Source organism: Streptomyces incarnatus (genome assembly GCF_001027185.1).
GTDB classification, from domain to species: Bacteria; Actinomycetota; Actinomycetes; order Streptomycetales; family Streptomycetaceae; genus Streptomyces; species Streptomyces puniciscabiei.
Genome location: NZ_CP011497.1, coordinates 1,954,776 through 1,972,383, shown reverse-complemented (window position 1 = coordinate 1,972,383; position 17,608 = coordinate 1,954,776). Strand labels below are relative to the sequence as shown.

General features: G+C 72.0%; 17 protein-coding genes. 12 read left to right on the top strand and 5 right to left on the bottom strand.

Annotated features, from left to right (window positions below):
- The first annotated feature begins 19 nt into the window (after window positions 1-19).
- Window positions 20-1,030, top strand: a complete 1,011-nt coding sequence (gene argF, locus ABB07_RS08715) for an ornithine carbamoyltransferase (protein ID WP_208898181.1) — start codon at window positions 20-22, stop codon at window positions 1,028-1,030.
- A 120-nt stretch (window positions 1,031-1,150) separates the two neighbouring features.
- The gene (locus ABB07_RS08710; protein ID WP_208898180.1) at window positions 1,151-2,602 is read left to right on the top strand and encodes an amino acid permease; all 1,452 of its coding nucleotides are present in this window, start codon (window positions 1,151-1,153) and stop codon (window positions 2,600-2,602) included.
- On the opposite strand, the gene ABB07_RS08705 is transcribed toward ABB07_RS08710, so the two are convergent.
- The gene (locus ABB07_RS08705) at window positions 2,559-3,014 is read right to left on the bottom strand and encodes an ATP-binding protein (protein WP_055705125.1); all 456 of its coding nucleotides are present in this window, start codon (window positions 3,012-3,014) and stop codon (window positions 2,559-2,561) included. The two genes, ABB07_RS08710 and ABB07_RS08705, sit on opposite strands and share 44 nt — an antisense overlap.
- Window positions 3,015-3,310: 296 nt before the next feature.
- On the opposite strand from ABB07_RS08705, the gene ABB07_RS08700 reads away from it, so the two are divergent.
- From ABB07_RS08700 to ABB07_RS40655, 3 genes are all read left to right on the top strand, one after another.
- Window positions 3,311-4,138, top strand: coding sequence for an enoyl-CoA hydratase family protein (locus tag ABB07_RS08700; RefSeq protein ID WP_208898179.1), 828 nt, complete (start codon window positions 3,311-3,313; stop codon window positions 4,136-4,138).
- Between the two features lie 6 nt (window positions 4,139-4,144).
- The gene (locus ABB07_RS08695) at window positions 4,145-6,409 is read left to right on the top strand and encodes a bifunctional salicylyl-CoA 5-hydroxylase/oxidoreductase (RefSeq protein WP_208898178.1); all 2,265 of its coding nucleotides are present in this window, start codon (window positions 4,145-4,147) and stop codon (window positions 6,407-6,409) included.
- A gap of 137 nt (window positions 6,410-6,546) precedes the next feature.
- Window positions 6,547-6,945, top strand: coding sequence for a hypothetical protein (locus tag ABB07_RS40655; RefSeq protein ID WP_244189277.1), 399 nt, complete (start codon window positions 6,547-6,549; stop codon window positions 6,943-6,945).
- 12 nt (window positions 6,946-6,957) lie between these two features.
- On the opposite strand, the gene ABB07_RS08685 is transcribed toward ABB07_RS40655, so the two are convergent.
- Together ABB07_RS08685 and ABB07_RS08680 are read right to left on the bottom strand one after the other, a co-directional pair.
- Complete coding sequence (locus ABB07_RS08685) at window positions 6,958-7,770, bottom strand: PaaX family transcriptional regulator (protein ID WP_208898177.1); 813 nt, start codon at window positions 7,768-7,770, stop codon at window positions 6,958-6,960.
- Window positions 7,771-7,785: 15 nt separating this feature from the next.
- Complete coding sequence (locus ABB07_RS08680) at window positions 7,786-9,378, bottom strand: AMP-binding protein (protein ID WP_208898176.1); 1,593 nt, start codon at window positions 9,376-9,378, stop codon at window positions 7,786-7,788.
- 212 nt (window positions 9,379-9,590) lie between these two features.
- On the opposite strand from ABB07_RS08680, the gene ABB07_RS08675 reads away from it, so the two are divergent.
- A complete protein-coding gene (locus tag ABB07_RS08675) occupies window positions 9,591-10,859 on the top strand; it encodes an acyl-CoA dehydrogenase family protein (protein WP_244189276.1) in 1,269 nt (422 codons plus the stop codon).
- Window positions 10,856-11,254, top strand: coding sequence for a RidA family protein (locus tag ABB07_RS08670; protein WP_208898175.1), 399 nt, complete (start codon window positions 10,856-10,858; stop codon window positions 11,252-11,254). The genes ABB07_RS08675 and ABB07_RS08670 overlap by 4 nt, the downstream gene beginning before the upstream one ends.
- 10 nt (window positions 11,255-11,264) lie before the next feature.
- Here the strand turns inward: ABB07_RS08670 and ABB07_RS08665 are convergent, their stop codons facing one another.
- Window positions 11,265-11,483: a DUF5999 family protein gene (locus ABB07_RS08665; protein ID WP_208898174.1), complete on the bottom strand. Its 219-nt coding sequence runs from the start codon at window positions 11,481-11,483 to the stop codon at window positions 11,265-11,267.
- A 232-nt stretch (window positions 11,484-11,715) separates the two neighbouring features.
- Between ABB07_RS08665 and ABB07_RS08660 the strand changes: the two genes are divergently transcribed.
- Window positions 11,716-12,141, top strand: a complete 426-nt coding sequence (locus ABB07_RS08660; RefSeq protein ID WP_208898173.1) for a DUF6299 family protein — start codon at window positions 11,716-11,718, stop codon at window positions 12,139-12,141.
- Between the two features lie 131 nt (window positions 12,142-12,272).
- Here the strand turns inward: ABB07_RS08660 and ABB07_RS08655 are convergent, their stop codons facing one another.
- Window positions 12,273-13,070, bottom strand: coding sequence for a GntR family transcriptional regulator (locus tag ABB07_RS08655; RefSeq protein ID WP_208898172.1), 798 nt, complete (start codon window positions 13,068-13,070; stop codon window positions 12,273-12,275).
- Window positions 13,071-13,393: 323 nt separating this feature from the next.
- Here ABB07_RS08655 and ABB07_RS08650 point away from each other — a divergent pair, with 323 nt between their 5' ends.
- The 4 genes from ABB07_RS08650 to ABB07_RS08635 all read left to right on the top strand — a co-directional run.
- A complete protein-coding gene (locus ABB07_RS08650; protein WP_208898171.1) occupies window positions 13,394-14,674 on the top strand; it encodes an extracellular solute-binding protein in 1,281 nt (426 codons plus the stop codon).
- 99 nt (window positions 14,675-14,773) lie between these two features.
- Window positions 14,774-15,772, top strand: coding sequence for a carbohydrate ABC transporter permease (locus tag ABB07_RS08645; protein ID WP_208898170.1), 999 nt, complete (start codon window positions 14,774-14,776; stop codon window positions 15,770-15,772).
- A complete protein-coding gene (locus tag ABB07_RS08640; RefSeq protein ID WP_208898169.1) occupies window positions 15,769-16,599 on the top strand; it encodes a carbohydrate ABC transporter permease in 831 nt (276 codons plus the stop codon). Before ABB07_RS08645 ends, ABB07_RS08640 begins: the two co-directional genes overlap by 4 nt.
- A gap of 8 nt (window positions 16,600-16,607) precedes the next feature.
- A partial coding sequence (locus ABB07_RS08635) for a glycoside hydrolase family 3 protein (RefSeq protein ID WP_244189743.1) occupies window positions 16,608-17,608 on the top strand: 1,001 nt, incomplete at its 3' end.

Here is a 17,608-nt window from a genome sequence, read left to right as displayed (position 1 = left end):
GCACCACTGGAGCGCCCCCATGGCGACAGTCCCGACCGCCCTCCTCGGCCGCCACTTCCTCAAGGAGCTCGACTTCACGGAGGAGGAGTTCCGCGGCCTGGTCGAGCTGGCGGCCGAGCTGAAGGCGGCCAAGAAGGCGGGGACCGAGACGCAGTACCTGCGCGGCCGGAACATCGCGCTGGTCTTCGAGAAGACCTCGACGCGCACCCGCTGCGCCTTCGAGGTCGCCGCCGCCGACCAGGGGGCCCACACCACCTACCTGGACCCGTCCGGCTCGCAGATCGGCCACAAGGAGTCCGTGCGGGACACCGCGCGGGTGCTGGGCCGGATGTTCGACGGCATCGAGTACCGCGGGGACAGCCAGGCCAAGGTCGAGGAGCTGGCGGCGTACGCCGGTGTGCCCGTCTACAACGGACTCACCGACGACTGGCACCCCACCCAGATGCTCGCCGACGTGCTCACCATGACCGAGCACAGCGACAAGCCGCTGGGCGAGCTCGCCCTCGCCTACCTCGGCGACGCCCGCTTCAACATGGGCAACTCCTACCTGGTCACCGGCGCCCTGCTCGGCATGGACGTGCGGATCGTCGCCCCGAAGGCCTACTGGCCCGCCGAGGACGTGGTCACCCATGCCCGCAAGCTCGCCGCGGCGAGCGGCGCCCGGATCACGCTCACCGAGGACGTCCCCGAGGGCGTGTCGGGGGCGGACTTCGTCGCGACCGACGTGTGGGTCTCCATGGGCGAGCCGAAGGAGGTGTGGGCGGAGCGCATCGCCGCGCTGTCGCCGTACGCCGTGACCATGGACGTCCTGCGCGCCACCGGCAACCCGGACGTGAAGTTCCTGCACTGCCTGCCGGCCTTCCACGACCTCGGCACCCAGGTCGGCCGCGAGATCCACGAGACGTACGGCCGCGACTCGCTGGAGGTCACGGACGAGGTCTTCGAGTCCGCCCACTCGGTCGTCTTCGACGAGGCCGAGAACCGGCTGCACACCATCAAGGCGGTGCTGGTCGCCACACTCGCCCGCTGACCCTGGTCCACCTTCCCGACCAGCGCTTATCCTGGCCGACGGTCCTGAACCACCCCTTCCGGGCCGTCGCCGCGACCGTGACCCGGCCGCCCGCACCACCAGAAACGAGCACCACCCGCAATGCCCGCTCCCCGCATCAAGTCCCCGCACCTGCTGGTCGCCGAATCCGGCGCCGACCGCGAGGGACACGGCCTCAAGCGCACGATGGGCCTCTTCCAGCTCATCTGCTTCGGCGTCGGCGCCATCGTCGGCACCGGCATCTTCGTCGGCCTCTCCGACTCCGTCGCCCAGGCCGGCCCGGCCGTCGTCGTCTCCTTCGTCCTCGCCGCGATCACCTGCGTGTTCACCGCCTTCTCCTTCGCGGAGCTGGGCGGCGCGATCCCGGTCTCCGGCTCCTCGTACTCCTTCGCCTACGCCGGCCTCGGCGAGTCCACCGCCTTCCTGGTCGGCTGGTGCCTGCTGCTGGAGTACGGCATCTCCATCTCGGCCGTCGCCGTCGGCTGGAGCCAGTACGTCAACGAGCTGCTGCACAGCCTCACCGGCGTCCAGCTCCCGGCCGCCCTGTCCGCCGGGCCCGGCGACGGCGGGGTCATCAACCTCCCCGCCGTGATCGTCATCGCGATGGCCTCCGTGCTGCTGGTGCGCGGGGTGCGGGAGAGCGCCCGGGCGACGGCCGCCATGGCCGCCGTCAAGCTCGTCATCCTGCTGGCGTTCTGCGCCATCGGCTACAGCGCCTTCAAGCACGGCAACCTCACCCCGTTCTCCCCGGCCGGGCTCGGCGGCATCGGCGCGGGCACCACGGCCGCGTTCTTCTCCTACATCGGCTTCGACGCCATCACCACGGCCGGCGAGGAGGCCAAGAACCCGCGCCGGGACATCCCGGTCGCGATCATGGTCTGCATGGGCATCGTGACCCTGCTGTACTGCGCCGTCGCGGTCGCCGCGATCGGCGCCATCGGCGGCAAGCAGGTCGCCGGCCGCCCCGCCGCGCTGTCGTACGTCGTCAACGAGGTCACCGGCTCGACCGTCGGCGGCGGCGTGATCGCCTTCGGCGCGGTCGTCGCCATCGCCTCGGTGGTCCTCGCGGTGATGTACGGCCAGACCCGCATCCTGATGTCGATGTCCCGCGACGGCCTGATCCCGCGCGTCTTCGAGAAGGTCAACCCGAAGACCTCCACGCCGGTCGCGGGCACCCTGATCGTCGCCGTGGTCTTCGCGCTCCCGGCGGCCTTCGCCTCCCTCGACGCCGTGATGAACCTGTGCACCATCGGCACGCTCGCCATCATGGCCGTCGTCAACATCGCGGTGATCGCCCTGCGCCGCCGCGAACCGGGCCTCGTCCGCAGCTTCCGGGTACCGCTGTACCCGGTGGGCCCGCTGCTCGGCGTCGCCTTCTGCCTGTACCTGATGTACGAGACCGGCTGGCAGACCTGGCTCCAGTTCGCGGTGTTCCTCGTGGTGGGCCTCGCGATCTACGCCGCCTACGGCCGCCGGCACTCCACGCTGGCCCAGGCGGCCGCCCCCGAGGTCACGCCGAGCGCCGCCGCTGAGCGGGAACCGCAGGCAGTCTGAACCACACCGCCTTGCCTGACGGGGTGGGGCGGTGCCCGCAGGACGAGCTGAGGGCGCGGATCAGCAGCAGCCCGCGCCCGCCCTCCTGCCAGACGTCGGGCTCCTCGATCACCGGCCGGGTCAGATGGCCGGGCGGCGCCGGGTCCGGGTCGTGCACCTCGACCTGGCAGCCGCTCGGCAACAGCTCCACCACCAGCTCTATCGGGCCGCGCCCGGCGGTGTGCTCCACCGCGTTGGCCACCAGCTCCGCCGTGAGCAGTTCCGCGGTGTCGCAGTCGGCAGGGTGCTCCACCTCGGCGAGGGCCGTGCGCACCAGGGCACGGGCCACGGGCACCGCCGCGGCGGTGTGCGGCAGCGCGATGCGCCAGGAGGCCGGTTCGGTGGGGCGTTCGTGCAAGGCGAGTCCGTTCATGGAGCAGGCTGTCCTGCTTTCGACTGTAGGAATGGTACGGGCCCGGCCACTTCGGACCGTCGGCGGGCTTCGCCCGGGACCTTCGGCCCCGGTACCGGGCGGCTTACCCCGGCGAACGGCCGGCCTCGCCCGCCCGTGCCCACTGTTACGCCCCTGTCGACGACCGGTGACGCACGTGACCGGAACCGGCCGATGGGCCGCGGTCTGTCGCGCGGTCGTGACGACAGTCACAAACAAGTGATAACTTCATGGGACAGCGCAACGTACGGCACCGTCGCCCTAGGAGGCCGCACGTCATGAGTCCCTTCACCGGCTCCGCCGCCCGCACCTCCGACTGGGAGCACCTGCGGGTCCAGCTCGCCGACGGCGTCGCCACCGTCACCCTCGCCCGTCCCGAGAAGCTCAACGCGCTCACCTTCGGCGCCTACGCCGACCTGCGCGACCTGCTGGCCGAGCTGTCCCGGGAGCGCGCCGTGCGCGCCCTGGTGCTGGCCGGCGAGGGACGGGGCTTCTGCTCCGGCGGCGACGTCGAGGAGATCATCGGTGCCACCCTCGGCATGGACACCGCCCAGCTGCTCGACTTCAACCGGATGACCGGGCAGGTCGTACGGGCGATCCGCGAGTGCCCCTTCCCCGTGATCGCCGCGGTGCACGGCGTGGCGGCGGGCGCCGGCGCGGTCCTGGCCCTGGCGGCCGACTTCCGCGTCGCGGACCCCACCGCCCGCTTCGCCTTCCTCTTCACCCGCGTCGGCCTGTCCGGCGGCGACATGGGCGCGGCCTACCTGCTGCCCCGCGTCGTCGGCCTCGGCCACGCCACCCGCCTGCTGATGCTGGGCGAACCGGTCCGCGCCCCCGAGGCCGAGCGCATCGGCCTGCTCAGCGAGCTGACCGACGAGGGCCGGGCCGACGAGGCCGCTCACGCACTGGCCCGCCGCCTGGCCGACGGCCCGGCCCTGGCGCACGCCCAGACCAAGGCCCTGCTCACCGCCGAACTGGACATGCCCCTGGCCGCCTCGATCGAGCTGGACGCCTCGACCCAGGCCCTGCTGATGAACGGCGAGGACTACGCGGAGTTCCACGCGGCCTTCACGGAGAAACGCCCACCGAAGTGGCGGGGGAGGTGAGCTGCCGTGAAGGTGGCGATCATCGGCGGGGGCCCCGGTGGCCTGTACGCGGCAGCGCTGCTGAAACGGCTGGACCCCGAGAGGGACGTCAGGGTCTGGGAACGCAACGCCCCCGACGAGACCTTCGGCTTCGGGGTCGTCCTCTCCGACGAGACCCTCGGCGGCATCGAACACGCCGACCCCGTCGTCTACGGGGCCCTGCAACGCGACTTCGTCCGCTGGGACGACATCGACATCGTCCACCGGGGTGTCACCCACCGCTCCGGAGGCCACGGCTTCGCCGCTCTCGGACGTCGTCGCCTTCTGGAGATCCTGCACGACCGGTGCCGCTCCCTGGGCGTGGAGCTCGGCTTCCGCACCGAGGCGCCCCACCCGGACACGCTCTCCACGGAATACGACCTCGTCATCGCCGCCGACGGCGTGCACAGCACCACCCGCGACACCTACGCCGATGTGTTCGCCCCCCGGGTGACGGCACACCGCTGCCGCTACATATGGCTCGCCGCCGACTTCCCCTTCGACGCCTTCCGCTTCGAGATCGCCGAGACGGAACACGGCGTGATGCAGCTGCACGGCTACCCCTATGCGGCCGACGCCTCCACCGTGATCGTCGAGATGCGCGAGGAGGTCTGGAAGGCGGCGGGATTCGACGAGGTCACCCCGCAGGAGTCCGTCGACCGCTGCGCCAAGATCTTCGCGGAAGCGCTCCGCGGCCGCCCGCTGCGCTCCAACAACTCGGCCTGGACCGTCTTCCGTACGGTGGTCAACGACCGCTGGTCCCACGGCAACGTCGTCCTCCTCGGCGACGCCGCCCACACCGCCCACTTCTCCATCGGCTCCGGCACCAAACTCGCCGTGGAGGACGCCCTCGCCCTGGCCGCGTGCCTGGCGGAACAGCCGGACGTACCACGCGCGTTGGCGGCCTATGAGGAGGAGCGCAAACCCGTCGTCGCCTCCACCCAGCGAGCCGCGCGGGCCAGCCTGGATTGGTTCGAGAATCTGCGGCTGTACCTGGATCAGCCGCCCCGCCAGTTCGCCTTCAACCTGCTCACCCGCAGCCGCCGCGTCACCCACGACAACCTCAGGCTGCGCGACGCCCACTTCACCGAGGCGGTCGAGCGCGAGTTCGGCTGCCCGCCCGGCACACCCCCGATGTTCACCCCGTTCCGGCTGCGCGGACTGACCCTGCGCAACCGGGTCGTCGTCTCGCCGATGGACATGTACTCCGCCACCGACGGCGTGCCCGGCGACTTCCACCTCGTCCACCTCGGTGCCCGCGCGCTCGGCGGGGCCGGTCTGGTCATGACCGAGATGGTGTGCGTGAGCGAGGAGGGCCGCATCACGCCGGGCTGCGCCGGTCTCTACACCGGCCGGCAGGCCGAGGCATGGCGGCGGATCACCGACTTCGTGCACACCCGGGCACCCGGCACCGCGGTCGGCGTACAGCTCGGCCACTCGGGCCGCAAGGGCTCCACCAAGCTGATGTGGGAGGGCATGGACGAGCCGCTGCCCCGCGGCAACTGGCCCCTCGTCGCCGCCTCCCCGCTGCCGTACAAGCCGGGCAGCCAGCTTCCGCGCGAGCTGTCGCGGGCCCAGCTCACCGACATCCGCGAGCAGTTCACCGCCGCCGCCTGGCGGGCCGCACGGGCCGGCTTCGACCTCCTCGAACTGCACTGTGCGCACGGCTACCTGCTCTCCGGCTTCCTCTCCCCGCTCACCAACCGGCGCACCGACGCCTACGGCGGCTCACTGCAGCGGCGGCTGCGGTTCCCGCTGGAGGTCTTCGACGCCGTACGCGCGGTGTGGCCGGCCGAGCGGCCCATGACGGTCCGCATCTCGGCCACGGACTGGGCCGAGGGCGGCACCACCGCCGAGGACGCGGTGGAGATCGCCCGCGCCTTCGCCGCGCACGGGGCCGACGCGATCGACGTCTCCACCGGGCAGGTGGTGGCCGAGGAGCGGCCGGAGTTCGGGCGGTCGTACCAGACGCCGTTCGCCGACCGGATCCGGCACGCGGCCCGTGTCCCGGTGATCGCCGTCGGCGCGATCTCGTCGTGGGACGACGTCAACTCCCTGATCCTCGCCGGGCGCACGGACCTGTGCGCGCTGGGCCGCCCGCACCTGTACGACCCGCACTGGACCCTGCACGCGGCGGCCGAGCAGGGCTACGAAGGCCCCGGCGTCGCCTGGCCGGCCCCCTACCGGGCGGGCAGCCGCCGCCCCCAGACCGGCCGCACGGACGCCCCAAGGCCCCGGTTGTCGCTCAGCTGAAGGCCCGGGGAGCAGGGGCGTGCGGGGTCGGTCACACGCCTTCCACGTCATCCGCACCGTTCCTGAACCGACCTGTTATCGACACCTGTCTAGGTTCTTTCGAGCCATTCGACGGACCCACAGGGATCGAGACTGCGATGACTGACACCAGGCCGCTGCCCGAGCAGCCCGGACATGGATACGGCCGGACTCCGGCCCCCCGGTACGCGGCCCCCGTGGCGCCGCCCGCCGCCCCCGCCCGGCCGCGCGGCCGGGACGGCTCGGGCACCCGGCGTGCCGCGCTGGTCATCCAGACGATCGCGGACGTCGCGGCGGCGTTCCTGGGGCTGTGGATCCTGCTGTACCTGCTGCAGGCCAATCACGCGAACGTCTTCGTGGGATTCGTGGCGGACGTGGCCGACGCGCTGGCCTGGTGGTCACAGGACATCTTCACGACGCATACGGAGAACCTCCGGGTCCTGCTCGACTACGGTCTGCCCGCGGTGATCTACCTCGCGGTCGGACACGGCGTCGCGATCCGGCTGCGCCGCTTCTGAGGCACCGGCCGCTCACAGCCCCGCGAACCGCGCGCCCGCGTCCCGCAGCCGCTCGTGCAGGGCGCGGAACACCGCCGCCGAGCGCGTCCCCGGCCAGCCCGCGGGCAGCAGGCGGCCCGGCAGGCCGGGGTCGGTGTACGGCAGGTGGCGCCAGGAGTCGAGGGCGCGGAGGTAGTCGCGGTAGGCCTCCTCGGGCGGGGTGTCCGTGCGGTGCTCCCACGAGTGCAGCACCGGGCCGTGCGCGTCCAGGAAGCGCTCGTGCTCCTTGGCGATCGCGGCCAGGTCCCACCAGCGGGCGACCGCCTCGGCCGTCGGGGCGAAGCCCAGGTGCTCGCCGCGGAAGAGGTCGACGTACGGGTCCAGGTGCAGCCGGCGCAGGGTGTGCCGGGTCTCCTCGTACAGCCTCGCCGGCGCGATCCACACCCCGGGGGCCGCCGTGCCGAAGCCCAGGCCGGCCAGCCGGGAGCGCAGCACATGCCGCTTCTGGCGCTCCGACTCGGGCACGGAGAACACCGCGAGCACCCAGCCCTCGTCCGCCACGGGTGTGGTCGCGTAGATGCGCCGGTCGCCGTCCTCCAGCAACTGCCGTGCCTCGGGCGAGAGTTCATAGCCGGCCGCGCCGGTCTCCGTGCGGGCCGGCAGCAGCAGGCCGCGCCGTTTGAGCCGGGACACCGAGGACCGGACCGAGGGCGCGTCCACGCCGACCGCGGCCAGGAGCCGGATCAGCTCGGCGACGGGCACCGGGCCGGGCATGTAGCGGCCGTACGCGCCGTAGAGCGTGACGATGAGGGACCTGGGGGCGTGCTGCTCGGACACGTTGATCATTTTAGGTCGTCGGCATCACTGCCGGTCGCCTTCGGTGCGCAGCCGGAAGCGCTGGAGCTTCCCGGTGGCGGTGCGCGGGAGCGCGTCGAGGAAGACGAACTCGCGCGGGCATTTGTAGGGTGCCAGTTCGGCCTTGAGGAAGGTGCGCAGGGCCTCCGGGTCGCGCCGGGCGCCCGCGCGCAGCACGGTGTAGGCGACCACCACCTGGCCACGGGCCTCGTCCGGGCGGCCCACGACCGCCGACTCCACCACGTCCGGGTGGCGCAGCAGCGCGTCCTCCACCTCGGGCCCGGCGATGTTGTACCCGGCCGAGATGATCATGTCGTCGGCGCGGGCCACGTAGCGGAAGTAGCCGTCGGCCTCGCGGACGTAGGTGTCACCGGTGATGTTCCAGCCGCCGCGCACGTACTCCCGTTGCCGCGGGTCGGCGAGGTAGCGGCAGCCGACCGGGCCGCGCACGGCGAGCAGGCCGGGCTCGCCGTCCGGCACCGGCGTGCCGTGCGCGTCCTGCACCCGCGCCTGCCAGCCCGGCACCGGCACCCCCGTGGTGCCCGGCCTGATCCGCTCGTCGGCCGCGGAGACGAAGATGTGCAGCAGCTCGGTCGCGCCGATGCCGTTGATGAGGCGCAGTCCGGTGCGCTCGTGCCAGGCCCGCCAGGTGGCCGCGGGCAGGTTCTCGCCGGCCGACACACAGCGCCGCAGCGACGAGAGGTCGTGCCCGTCGAGCTCCGCCAGCATGGCGCGGTACGCGGTCGGGGCGGTGAACAGCACCGAGACGCGGTGTTCGGCGACCGCGGGGAGCAACTGCCGGGGGCCCGCCTGTTCCAGGAGCAGGGAGCTGGCGCCGGCCCGCATCGGGAACACCACCAGACCGCCCAGGCCGAAGGTGAAGCCGAGCGGGGGGCTGCCGGTGAAGACGTCGTCCGCGCGCGGGCGCAGCACGTGCCGCGAGAAGGTGTCCGCGATCGCCAGCACGTCCCGGTGGAAGTGCATGCACCCCTTCGGGCGACCCGTTGTGCCCGAGGTGAACGCGATCAGGGCCACGTCGTCGGCCGCGGTGTCGACCGCCGGGTACGGCGTGCCGGGCCCCGGGCGGTGCAGGAGGTCGTCGGGGCCGTCACCGCCGTACGTCGTGATCCGCAGCCCCGGTATGTCGGCCTTCGCCAGGTCCTGAACCGACCGGATGTCGCACAGCGCGTGCCGCACCAGGGCGATGTCGCACATGGTGGCCAGCTCGTGCGGGCGCTGCCGGTCCAGCACGGTGACGGCTATCGCGCCCGCCTTCAGCACGGCCAGCCAACAGGCGGCGAGCCAGGGGGTGGTGGGGCCGCGCAGCAGCACCCGGTTGCCCGGCACCACGCCGAGGTCGCCGGTGAGGACGTGCGCGATCCGGTCGACCCGCGCGCGCAGCTCGCCGTACGTCCAGGTGGGCCCGTCCGGGGTGTGGAAGACCGGGCGCTCCGCCCCGGCGCCGTCCAGGAGTTCGGCCGCGCAGTTCAGCCGTTCGGGGTAGCGCAGCTCCGGCAGGTCGAACCGCAGCTCGGGCCACTCGTCCGGCGGCGGCAGATGGTCGCGCGCGAAGGTGTCGACATGGGCCGAGCGATGCATGGCGGTTCGCCCCCTTGCCGTGACAAACGTCGAGACGGGCGTCGTGGTGGGCACCGGCGTCCTGGTGGGCTCGCGCCTCGAGCGTATCGTGTTGGTGACGGCAGTCAACCTTCCGCGATAAGGTCGGAAGGGAGCCCGGGTGGACCAAGGGCGAGGCCCCCGAGGGGGAGAGGGAAGGGCCCATGTGGCCCGGACCGGAGGGAGGACCGGCAGTGTCCGCATTCTCGCTCGAACCGCGGCAGGCCGCCTGGTGTGCCGAGCTGCGCACGACGGCCGCCGAACGGCTGCGCCCGCTCGCCGGCCAGGGCGAGCCGGGGCACGTCAACCGGCCGCTGCTCGCCGAGCTCGGACAACTCGGGCTGCTCGCCCGGCTGTTCGGTTCCGGCGCCCTCGACCTGTGCCTGATGCGGGAGTCCCTCGCCCAGGCCTGCACCGAGGCCGAGACCGCGCTCGCCCTGCAGGGCCTGGGCGCCCACCCGGTGCACGCCCACGGCAGCCCCGCCCAGCGCGAGCGCTGGCTGTCCCGGGTCGCCGACGGCAGCGCGGTCGCCGCCTTCGCGCTCAGCGAGCCGGGGGCCGGTTCGGACGCGGCCGCGCTGTCCCTCGCCGCCGAGCCCGACGGCGCCGGCCGCTGGCGGCTCACCGGCGCCAAGCGCTGGATCTCCAACGCCCCCGAGGCCGACTTCTACACCGTCTTCGCCCGCACCACACCCGGCGCCGGAGCCCGCGGCGTGACCGCCTTCCTCGTCCCCGCCGACCGCCCCGGGCTCACCGGCACCGCCCTGGACATGCTCTCGCCGCACCCCATCGGCGCCCTGGACCTCGACGCCGTACCGGTCACCGCGGACGACGTCCTCGGCGCACCCGACCGCGGCTTCGCCGTCGCCATGGGCACCCTCAACCTCTTCCGCCCCAGCGTCGGCGCCTTCGCGGTCGGCATGGCCCAGGCCGCGCTCGACGCCACCCTCGAACACACCCGCCGCCGCGAGGCCTTCGGCGGCCGGCTGAGGGACCTGCAGACCGTCGCCCACCAGGTCGCCGAGATGGCCCTGCGCACCGAGGCGGCCCGGCTGATGGTGTACACGGCGGCGACGGCGTACGACGAGGGCGCGCCGGACGTGCCGAAGCGCGCCGCGATGGCCAAGCTGCTCGCCACCGAGACCGCGCAGTACGTCGTCGACACCGCCGTCCAGCTGCACGGCGCCCGCGCCCTGCGCCGCGGCCACCTCCTCGAACACCTCTACCGCGAGGTGCGCGCCCCGCGCATCTACGAGGGCGCGAGCGAGGTCCAGCGGGGCATCATCGCCAAGGAGTTGTACAAGGAGACCGAAAGGCCCGCCGAGTCCGAGAGGCGGGCCGAGTCCGAGAGGCGGGCCGAGTCCGAGAGGCGGGCCGAGTCCGAAAGGCCGGCCAAGGAGACCGAACGGCCGGCCAAGGAGACCGATAGCCCGGCCAAGGAGACCGAGGAGGCGTCCCGGTGACGACCGAACGCGTCAACCCGCCCGAGCTGTCCCCGCCCACGGGGTTCTCGCACGCCGTCGTCGCCTCCGGCTCGCGCGTAGTGTTCCTCGCCGGCCAGACCGCCCTCGACACCGACGGCAAGGTCACCGGCGACACGCTCCCCGAGCAGTTCGAGCGGGCCCTCGGCAACCTCCTCGCCGCCCTGCGCGCGGCCGGCGGCACCCCCGCCGACCTCGCCCGGGTCACCGTCTACGCCACGGACGTCGCCGCGTACCGCGCCCACGCCGGCCGGCTCGGCCGCGTCTGGCGGGACCTGGCGGGCCGGGACTACCCGGCGATGGCCGTCGTCCAGGTCGTACGGCTGTGGGACGAGCGGGCGCTGGTGGAGCTGGACGGGTTCGCCGTGCTGCCCTAGGCGGCCGGGGTCAGGCGGCCGCGGCGAGCCGTTCCGCCGGGACCCGGCGCGGCGGGACCACGCTGCCGTCGGGGCGCAGTTCGCCGCCGTCGTCGAACACGATCGAGCCGTCGCACAGCAGGGTCCAGCCCTGCTCGGGGTGGGCGGCCACCGGGTGCCGCGGGGCGGGACCGGACGCGGGACCGGACGCGGGACCGGACGCGGGGCACGAGGACCGGTCGGAGCACATGGCGCACCTCCACATCGGGATGTGAGGGGCCGGCGGGTGCGGCCGCCGGCCGTCATACACAGACCATGCTCCCGTGGTGAACGCCCCGGAAGCGCGCGCCGTGAAGCGTGACAACACCCGGGCAACTCCCGGACGGTTCGATGACGCGCCACCGTTGGAGTGACGGTCACACCCGACGGCCCGGCCGACCGGTACCAGTGGAACCTCCCATTCCGTGGATCCGGAGGTACCCGTGCCCGTACGCCCCGCCCTCGCCGCGGCCCTCGGCACAGCCGCCCTGCTGTGTGCCGCCGTCGCCCCGGCAGCCGCCGCCGACTCGTCCGAGACCGTCACGGTCGATCCGACCGGCCACATCGCCAAGGACGGTACGATCACGCTCACCGGCACCTACCGCTGCACCGATGCCAGCGGTATCGCCTTCGTCAGCTCCTCGATCAGCCAGGGCGACCGCAGCACCGTGTACGGCATCGGCGGCAGCCCCGCCCAGTGCGACGGCGCCGAGCACCACTGGGAGAACACCGGCAAGATCTCGCCGAAGAGCCTGAAGGCCGGCAAGGCCCATGTGCAGGCGACGGTCACGGAACTGCGCGACGGCGGTGTGGTCCTGCTGCTGCCGGCCTTCCACGCCCTCAAGGAGCGGGACGTCACGCTCAAGTGACACCCGCGCCGCCGGCGCCGGGGCACCGCGGCAGCTCCCCCGGCGCCGGGCGGCCCGGCCGGGCGGCGGCACCTCGACCGCCGCAGGCCTCACCCACCCGGCGCCGGCGGAACGGCTGCGGCACCCTCATGTCACCGGGAACCGCCGGCCCGCCGCACCACCGCCCCTCCCGCCGGACGGCGCAACGCCGCCACGAACTTGTAGCGGGAACCCCGGTACACCGAGCGCACCCACTCCACCGGCCGGCCCTCCGCGTCCCGTGAGTGACGGGACAGCAGCAGCATCGGCAGGCCCACGTCGGTGGCGAGCAGGTGTGCCTCGCGCGGGGTGGACAGCGAGGTCTCGATGGTCTCGTCGGCCTCGGCGAGATGGACGCCGTACACCTCGGCGAGCGCCGTGTACAGCGAGGGCTGGGTGGTCAGTGAGCGGCGCAGGCCGGGGAAGCGCCGCGCGGACAGGTGGGTCGTCTCGATCGCCATCGGGTCGCCGCTGGCCAGCCGCAGCCGCTCGATGCGCAGGACCGGCCCGCCGATGCCGATGCCGAGCAGCTCCGCCAGCCGCTGGTCGGCCGGGATCTCGCCGATGTCCAGCACCTGCGAGGCGGGCGTGAGGCCCTGCGCGCGCATGTCCTCGGTGTGCGAGGTCAGCTGGAGCGTGCGGTACAGCTTGGGCTGGGAGACGAAGGTGCCCTTGCCCTGGATCCGGTCCAGCCGGCCCTCGCCCACGAGTTCCGTGAGCGCCTGCCGGATGGTGGTCCGCGAGGTGTCGAACCGGACGGCGAGCAGCCGCTCGGCCGGCATCGCCGAGCCTGGCTGCAACTCCTCGGCCATGGCGAGCAGTTGCTGTTTGATCCGGTAGTACTTCGGCACGCGCGCGGTGCGGCCGTACGCCCCCCTGTGCGGCTGGGCGCTGCTGACGTCGGTGGTCATGCCTGCCTTCCCGGCTGTGTCGACGGTCTCCCGTTATAGCGACCAACTGCCCTATGGTCTAGTCCAACCGCCTCGCTCAGGTCTGGTCCAACCGGCGGCCGGGCGAAAGGGGCGGATGCGGACGGACGCGCTCCGGTGACGTTCTCGTAACGGCCGGAATCGGCTTCCCGGACCACCCTTGACACCCCGAAAGGTCTAGGCCAAGCTCCACCGTACTGGTCTACACCATTAGTGGCCAGGTCCCGAGCCCTACGTGCAACAGCGTCGTACGCAGGTCACCGCCGAGGGCGTGGGGGGTTAGAGGCATCCCTGAGGAGGGTGGCGTGAAGCGCAAGCTCGCTGCCGCGATCGTGATCGCGGGCATGATGGTCTCCGTTGCGGCGTGTGGCGGAAACGACGGCAAGGACAGCGGCAAGGACGCGGGACCGAGCAGCTGGAAGGGCCAGACGCTCACGGTCTGGACCATGGACGGCTCCGCGCCGCCGCAGTGGACCAAGGACGTGCAGGCCGCCTTCGAGAAGAAGACCGGCGCGAAGCTGAAGTTCGAGACCCAGAAGTGGGACGGGATCCAGCAGAAGATCACCACCGCGCTCTCCGAGGACAACCCGCCGGACGTCCTGGAGGTCGGCAACACCCAGACCCCGGCCTACGCGGCCACCGGCGGCCTCGCCGACCTCTCCGACCTCAAGAAGGAGATCGGCGCCGACTGGACCCCGTCCGTCTCCCAGTCCTCCGTGTACGAGGGCAAGCAGTACGCCGCCCCCTGGTACTTCGCCAACCGCGTCGTCGTCTACAACAAGGCGATCTGGGCGAAGGCCGGCATCACGGCCACTCCGAAGACCCGCGACGAGTTCTTCAAGGACCTGGACACCATCGGCAAGAAGACCGACGCCGAGCCGCTCTACCTGCCCGGCCAGAACTGGTACTTCTTCGACGGCCTGACCATCGGCCAGGGCGCCGACCTGGTGAAGAAGCAGGGCGGCAAGTACGTCTCCAACCTGGCCGACCCCAAGGTCACCGCGGCCATGGAGATCTACAAGAAGTACGCCTCCTACTCCAAGGCCCCCAAGGACAAGGACGAGGCCACCCCGCAGCAGGCCACGATCTTCGCCAAGGGCAAGACCGGCGCGTTCATCGGCATGGGCTGGGAGGCCGGCACCGCCGTCCAGGCCAACAAGGCCATCGAGAAGGACCTCGGCTACTTCACCATCCCCGGCGCCACCGCCGACAAGCCCGAGGGCGTCTTCCTCGGCGGCTCCAACCTCGCCGTCGCCCAGAACAGCAAGAAGCAGTCCCTCGCCAAGGAGTTCCTGAAGATCGCCCTGTCCGACCAGTACGAGGGCGAACTGGCCAAGCTCAACGGGGTCATCCCGAACAAGACGGCCCTGCAGAGCAACCTCAAGGGCAACGGCGCCGCCGAGGCCGCCGCGCCCGCCGCCGCGGCCGGCGGCACCACCCCGCTGATCCCGGAGTGGGCCGCGGTGGAGAACACCCCGAACCCGATCAAGTCCTACATGACCGCGGTGCTGAACGGAAAGGCTCCCGCGGCGGCCGCCAAGGACGTCGAGGCCGAGATCGACAAGCGCCTGGCCCAGCAGAACTGATGACCCCGCCGGGGGCGCCGCACCGGGCGCCCCCGGCTCCATGTGCCGTACGCACGCGCGGCCATGGAGTTCGTACGGCCACGGAAGAGATGGCAACTCATGTCAGTGCAGACCCAGGGCACGGACACGGCCGGGGGGCCCGCTGTCCGCAAGGCCCGGATACCCAGGCCGCCCAGGGCTGAGGACCGCGGCTCCCGGGCCCCGTCCCGCCGCGGTGCCGCCGCCCCCTACCTCCTGCTGCTGCCCGCGCTGCTGGCCACGGTGGTCCTGCTCGGCTGGCCGCTGGTGAAGAACGGCATGCTGTCGTTCCAGAACCTCAACCCGCGCCAGCTCATCCAGCACCTCACCGAGTGGAACGGCGTCGAGAACTACCGGCAGGTGCTCTCCGAGTCGGAGTTCTGGCACGTCCTGGAGCGCTCCGTCTTCTTCACCGTCGCCAACGTCGTCCTCATCATGGGCATCGGCACGCTGATCGGCCTGCTGCTGGCCCGGCTCGGCCGGAGGATGCGGCTGCTGCTCATGGTGGGCCTCGTCCTCGCCTGGGCCATGCCCTACGTCGCGGCCACCACCGTCTACCAGTGGCTGTTCGCCCAGCGCTTCGGCGTCGTCAACTGGGTCCTGGACAACCTGGGCTGGCACTCCATGGCCGACTACAACTGGATGGGCTCCCAGTTCTCCACCTTCTCCGTGGTCATCCTGCTGATCGTGTGGCAGTCGGTCCCGTTCGTGGCGATCAACCTGTACGCCGCCACCACCACGATCCCCAAGGAGCTGTACGAGGCCGCGTCCCTGGACGGCGCCGGCGCCTGGCAGAGCTTCACCTCGGTGACCCTGCCCTTCCTGCGGCCGTTCCTGTACGCCACGACCTTCCTGGAGGTCATCTGGGTGTTCAAGTCGTTCACGCAGCTCTTCGCGATGAACCAGGGCGGCCCCGACCACCTCACCGAGACCCTGCCGATCTACGCCTACGTCGAGGGCGTCGGCAACCAGCACTTCGGGGTCGGCGCGGCGATCTCCTTCCTGACCATCCTGGTCCTGCTCGTCATCACCTCGTACTACCTGCGCATGGTGCTCAAGCAAGAGGAGGACGAGCTGTGAAGCGCTCGCTCTTCGGCCGCATCTGGCCCAACGCGACCGCCGTGGTCCTCTTCGTCGGCTTCGTGTTCCCCGTCTACTGGATGTTCGCGACGGCCTTCAAGCCGACCGGCGACATCATCGCCGAGAACCCGGTGTGGTTCCCGACGAACGTCACCCTCGGCCACTTCAAGAAGGCGATCCACGCCGACCACTTCTGGACCCTGGTCGCCAACTCCGTCACCGTCACGGTCCTGTCGGTGGTGTTCGCGCTCGTCATCGCCCTGGTCGCCGCGTTCGCGCTCGCCCGGATGCGGTTCAAGGGCCGGCGCGGGCTCATCGTGACGTTCATGCTGGCGCAGATGGCCCCCTGGGAGGTCATGATCATCGCCATCTACATGATCGTCCGGGACAACGACATGCTGGACAGCCTGGTCCCGCTCACCGTCTTCTACACGATGATGGTGCTCCCCCTGACCGTCCTGACGCTGCGCGGGTATGTGGCCGCCGTACCGAAGGACCTGGAGGAGGCGGCGATGGTCGACGGCTGCACCCGCACACAGGCCTTCGTCCGGGTCATCTTCCCGCTGCTCGCGCCCGGCCTGATGGCGACCTCGCTCTTCGGCTTCATCACCGCCTGGAACGAGTTCCCGCTCGTCCTGATCCTCAACAAGGACGTCGAGAAGCAGACCCTGCCGCTGTGGCTGTCGCAGTTCCAGACCGCCTTCGGCGACGACTGGGGCGCCACCATGGCCGCCTCGTCCCTGTTCGCGCTGCCCATCCTGATCCTCTTCATCTTCCTGCAACGCAAGGCCGTCAGCGGCCTGACCGACGGCGCCGTGAAGGGATGACCCCGCCGATGACCACACTCGCCACCACAGGGTCCGACAGCGGCTCCGCCGCGGGTGACACCCTCACCCGGGACGCCCTCGCGGTGCTGCAGCCGGGGTTCGACGGCACCACCGCGCCGGACTGGGTGCGCCGCCGCCTCGGCGAGGGCCTCGCCTCCGTCGCCCTGTTCGGCCGCAACGTCGTCAGCGAGGACCAAGTCACCTCCCTCACCGCCCAGTTGCGGGCCGAACGGGACGATCTGCTGGTCGCCATCGACGAGGAGAGCGGTGACGTCACCCGCCTCGACGTGCGCTCCGGCTCCGCCTTCCCCGGCAACCACGCCCTCGGCGCCGTCGACGACCCGGACCTCACCCGGGCCGTCTCCCGCGAGCTGGGCCGGCGCCTGGCCGCGTGCGGCGTCAACTTCGACTGGGCGCCGTCCGCCGACGTCAACGCCAACGCCGACAACCCCGTCATCGGGGTGCGCTCCTTCGGCGCGAGCACCGACCTGGTCGCCCGGCACACCGCCGCCTGGGTCGAGGGCCTGCAGTCCACCGGCGTCGCCGCCTGCACCAAGCACTTCCCGGGCCACGGCGACACCAACGTGGACTCCCACCACGCCGTACCCCGCATCGACGTCGACGCCGACACCCTGTACGAGCGTGAACTGCCCCCGTTCCGCGCGGCGATCGCCGCCGGCACCCGGGCCGTCATGAGCGCCCACATCCTCGTGCCGGCCCTGGACCCGGACCGCCCCGGCACCCTCTCCCGCCGGGTCCTCACCGAGCTGCTGCGCGGGGAACTCGGCTACCAGGGCCTGATCGTCACCGACGGCATGGAGATGCGCGCGATCTCCGGCACCTACGGCCTGGAGCACGGCGTGGTCCTGGCGATCGCGGCCGGCGCCGACGCCATCTGCGTCGGCGGCGGACTGTGCGACGAGGACACCGTGCTCAGGCTCAGGGACGCCCTCGTGGCCGCCGTCCGCTCCGGCGAACTGCCCGAGGAACGGCTCGCCGACGCCGCCGC

What these genes read in the sequence shown, in the direction of transcription:
- argF (WP_208898181.1), top strand. Translation starts at nt 20, where the DNA reads ATGGCGACAGTCCCGACCGCCCTCCTCGGCCGCCACTTCCTCAAGGAG.
- ABB07_RS08710 (WP_208898180.1), top strand. Translation starts at nt 1,151, where the DNA reads ATGCCCGCTCCCCGCATCAAGTCCCCGCACCTGCTGGTCGCCGAATCC.
- ABB07_RS08665 (WP_208898174.1), bottom strand. Translation starts at nt 11,483, where the DNA reads ATGTGCTCCGACCGGTCCTCGTGCCCCGCGTCCGGTCCCGCGTCCGGT.
- ABB07_RS08680 (WP_208898176.1), bottom strand. Translation starts at nt 9,378, where the DNA reads ATGCATCGCTCGGCCCATGTCGACACCTTCGCGCGCGACCATCTGCCG.
- ABB07_RS08685 (WP_208898177.1), bottom strand. Translation starts at nt 7,770, where the DNA reads ATGATCAACGTGTCCGAGCAGCACGCCCCCAGGTCCCTCATCGTCACG.
- ABB07_RS08700 (WP_208898179.1), top strand. Translation starts at nt 3,311, where the DNA reads ATGAGTCCCTTCACCGGCTCCGCCGCCCGCACCTCCGACTGGGAGCAC.
- ABB07_RS08645 (WP_208898170.1), top strand. Translation starts at nt 14,774, where the DNA reads ATGTCAGTGCAGACCCAGGGCACGGACACGGCCGGGGGGCCCGCTGTC.
- ABB07_RS08705 (WP_055705125.1), bottom strand. Translation starts at nt 3,014, where the DNA reads ATGAACGGACTCGCCTTGCACGAACGCCCCACCGAACCGGCCTCCTGG.
- ABB07_RS08655 (WP_208898172.1), bottom strand. Translation starts at nt 13,070, where the DNA reads ATGACCACCGACGTCAGCAGCGCCCAGCCGCACAGGGGGGCGTACGGC.
- ABB07_RS40655 (WP_244189277.1), top strand. Translation starts at nt 6,547, where the DNA reads ATGACTGACACCAGGCCGCTGCCCGAGCAGCCCGGACATGGATACGGC.